Origin of the sequence: Rothia sp. HMSC071F11, from assembly GCF_001809115.1 — a bacterium.
GTDB lineage: Bacteria > Actinomycetota > Actinomycetes > Actinomycetales > Micrococcaceae > Rothia > Rothia dentocariosa.
This window is the reverse complement of sequence record NZ_KV795730.1, coordinates 182,777-185,761: the sequence shown is the minus strand read 5'-3', so window position 1 is coordinate 185,761 and position 2,985 is coordinate 182,777. Positions and strand designations below refer to the sequence as shown.

3 protein-coding genes and 2 pseudogenes are annotated in these 2,985 nt (G+C 41.5%); all 5 read left to right on the top strand.

Annotated elements, in window-relative coordinates:
- A pseudogene (locus tag HMPREF2554_RS01795) lies at positions 1-341 on the top strand (hypothetical protein); the annotation flags it as partial.
- Positions 342-531: 190 nt separating this feature from the next.
- Positions 532-858: a hypothetical protein gene (locus HMPREF2554_RS11725; protein ID WP_246825970.1), complete on the top strand. Its 327-nt coding sequence runs from the start codon at positions 532-534 to the stop codon at positions 856-858.
- A 56-nt stretch (positions 859-914) separates the two neighbouring features.
- The gene (locus tag HMPREF2554_RS11720; protein ID WP_246825969.1) at positions 915-1,106 is read left to right on the top strand and encodes a hypothetical protein; all 192 of its coding nucleotides are present in this window, start codon (positions 915-917) and stop codon (positions 1,104-1,106) included.
- A gap of 135 nt (positions 1,107-1,241) precedes the next feature.
- Positions 1,242-2,555, top strand: coding sequence for a hypothetical protein (locus tag HMPREF2554_RS11715; RefSeq protein WP_246825968.1), 1,314 nt, complete (start codon positions 1,242-1,244; stop codon positions 2,553-2,555).
- A gap of 96 nt (positions 2,556-2,651) precedes the next feature.
- Positions 2,652-2,985, top strand: a pseudogene (locus HMPREF2554_RS01775) (hypothetical protein); the annotation flags it as partial.

The following is a 2,985-nucleotide window of genomic DNA, read 5'->3' as shown; positions in this document are numbered from 1 at the left end:
TGGCTGATGATGATATAAGCGCATGTGTGAATATCCTTGAGATCATGGAGGTGAATTATGCTGGTCGTCCACTACATGGTAGTGGATCATATCAAGTACTTGTGGGATACGGTTTTGATATTTCACAAGAGAACGTGTCCCAGATGGAAGAGTTCTTTGAAAATCGAGTAGTCATCGCGGCAGACGAGGCAGAGTACCCTTGGACTGAAGTGGAAAAGAGCAAGAAGTTTTTCTTCCCGAATGGTTTTCCTGACCCGTTGTATGAGGATGGTACGGATTGGATTAATGATCCTGATGAGTACCCCGAGAGCACTTCCTATACCGGCGGCAGTAATGGGTAAAATACATCCGAACAAACCTCAGTATTCAATATTATAAGCTTGATGTTCGTGATTCTGGATACATTATCCGCAATGAACCAAGGATTAGAGGAAGACGAGACACAGAACGTTTAGTCGTTGGGAGTAATGGAGATATTTATTATACTCCTGATCATTACAGGACTTTTGTCCTTCTGAAAGGACTATAAATATGACTATTGATTTTAAAATGGATGAAAAGTATCCTATAACACCAAATATTTATCTAAAAGGAGAGCCTATTCTCCATAATAGGATAGATTCATTAGTTTCTTCTGGGTGGGAAATTATTGAAATTAGAGGAAATGTTATTATCGATTTTGATACCATGACATCTGAAATACTTCGTGCTATTAAATGTCCCTGGAATATTCCGGATTATGGTTCGCAATGGACATTAGATTATATTGAGGATATTGATCAATGGCTGGATATATCACATGGTTTTTTGTGTATATATCTAATTTTGATGATATTATTCTCAAGAATTCTCGAATAGCAAGTTATCTTTGCCAGCATCTCCACCGGTTGCAAACCAGGTACCGTTGGGAGCTTTTGGAGGAAGGAGAAGCGAACCTTAAATTTACCTACGGTTTTGAATGTTCTGAGAAGAATCTTCCGCTGGTGCGGGAGTTTTTCCGGGGGCATGTGGTGGTTGTGGATAGGTTTGATCCTGAGCATCCTGAGCTTGAGAGTGCAGAGACGCTGGGGCCTTTCGCAGATGAGTATCCGCATTTGCCAGAGTAGCAGAATAGAATCAATAACCTATATAAGAAAAGGCAGGGTTGTCTATGATTGATTGGTGTCGCTTGTGGGCAGCCCTGATGTTCTATATGTCGGACCATTATGAGACGTTTATTTTGATTAAGGAGTGAAAATATTATGAATTATTATGAGCCTATGGTTTTTTACACGAATAAATTGGATAAAACTTTTTTCCCGGTTGTTTATGTGCGGGAGGATGGTGTTTTAGAGCGGCAGTTGGAGTTGTTGCGGCAGGCTGGGTGGAAGATTATTGAGCTTTCCTGTGAAAAGTTTTTAAAGTCTTCAGGCTCTGAGGAAGACGCTATGATAGTTTTTGAAGCTATTGAGTTTCCTGATGAGATTCCTCGGATTCCAGAGGATTGGATTCATGAGTATCTTGAGGATTTGCATTGGTTGGATTTGAGTCAGGGGTTCTTTTTTGTTCTGAAGGATTATGATGTGTTCTTCCAAGATCAAGAAAAAACTGACTATTTCATGGCGAAGTGGACTGCAAAGTTGTTGCAGACAGTGGATAATGATTCGCGGTACAGGCATTCTTGGTCTGGGTATGCGGACTACGATCCACCGCATGTGCTCTATGGCATGGAGGTGTCTCGGAACCACCTTGATCAGGTGTTGGAGTTTTTTGAGGGTCGGGCGATTGTGGTGCCTGAGTTTGATGAAGATGACCCTGGAGCCGAGTATCCAGTGTATGTTAAAAATAAGGAAGATACTATTAGAAGTTGGCGAGGGATGACGGTTGACCCAGAGGATACTGAGGGGTGGAAGTCGTCCGCGCGCACGGAGAAATCTTCACCCCCATTGAGAAGTAAAACTATTATAGGTTTTTATACAAATAAGCTAGATAAGACCTTCTTCCCAGTTGTGTATGTAAAGGAAGATGATGACGTCTTAGAGCGGCAACTAGAGCTGCTACGAAAGCAGGGATGGAAAATTATTGAGTTCTCTTGCTCTGCTCTTGTCCAGGCGAGGACTGAGAATGAATATTTTAAGGAGCTTTTAGGGCCTATTGAATATCCTTATGGAATGCCTGATGATCCAGTAAATTTGATCTATGAGTACATGGAAGATTTGCATTGGCTGGATTTGAGTAAAGGAGTTTTCGTGGTGTTGCGGGACTATGACGCGTTATTCCGAGAGGATAAAGGCCCTGAATACTTGCAGGCAAAGTGGATGGCACAGATTCTACAAAGCGCAGATAATGACTTACGGTATCGGCATTCCTGGTACGGAAATGGAGACTACGACCCACCGCATGTACTTTACGGTATGGAAGTGTCTCGAAACCACCTTGATCAGGTCTTGGAATATTTTGAAGGCCGTGCAATTGTTATTCCTGAGTTTGACGAAAAAAATCCAGAAGCTGAGCATCCTTTATACCTTAAAAATAAGGATGAATTTTTGGAAACTTGGAAGCACGAAAATAGTTAATGTAATACATTCTACATCTTAAGGGTTTATTCATAAGGGACTTAGGTAGGTTCTTTATGAATCCCCTTGTGTGGGATTTCTTAAGGAAATAACTATATGGTTTATGAAAAAGAATATAAGGATGAGTTCATTGTTCCTGTATTCACTCAGGAGAGCGGGTACTGGGAGCAGGTAATGAAGCCTCGTTTGCAGGACCAGGGGTGGTATATCGCTGAAGTAGACTGTGCGAATGTGGAGGATATTGAGGATTGCGGTACGAGGCTTCTACGTGAACTCAACTTTAAGGTTCCTGAGCATGGATATATTAATGCTATGGGGGTCAAAGATAATATCACTGATATCTACGGCATTAATATGCGCAAAGGTCTCTTTGTGTTTTATAAGAATTTTGAAGACATCTTCTCTACCCATCCGGATTTGCATCAGGGGT

Excerpts from the sequence above, each read along its gene's own strand:
- HMPREF2554_RS11725 (WP_246825970.1), top strand. The coding sequence starts at position 532 with ATGACTATTGATTTTAAAATGGATGAAAAGTATCCTATAACACCAAAT.
- HMPREF2554_RS11715 (WP_246825968.1), top strand. The coding sequence starts at position 1,242 with ATGAATTATTATGAGCCTATGGTTTTTTACACGAATAAATTGGATAAA.